Source organism: Bacillus sp. GbtcB10, from assembly GCF_019091365.1.
Taxonomy (GTDB): Bacteria; Bacillota; Bacilli; order Bacillales; family Bacillaceae; genus Bacillus; species Bacillus altitudinis.
On sequence record NZ_JAGXJP010000436.1, the window covers coordinates 1 to 232 of the forward strand.

Consider the following 232-nt stretch of genomic DNA (forward strand, 5'->3'; position numbering starts at 1 on the left):
CATTTTTTTCCGCCGTCCATTGCATAGGTGTCCTTGCGTTATCTCTTGGTTTGCCCTGTAAAATCGCCAAAGCTTCTTCCTTTGTTTTCCCCTTTTCAAGCATGACTTCGTACATATTCTGTGATTCGATATCGCGGTATGTCGTAATGTCCTCAAAACGAGGATTCTTCATCCCAATTTCTTCACCTTGGTAAATATAAGGAGGGCCTTGCATCAAATGAATGGTGGTCGC

1 protein-coding gene is annotated in these 232 nt (G+C 43.1%); it reads right to left on the minus strand.

Annotated features, from left to right (window positions below; translation table 11 throughout):
• The coding region (locus KVT11_RS20750; RefSeq protein WP_254636547.1) for an alpha-amylase family glycosyl hydrolase at positions 1-232 on the minus strand (232 nt) is incomplete at both ends.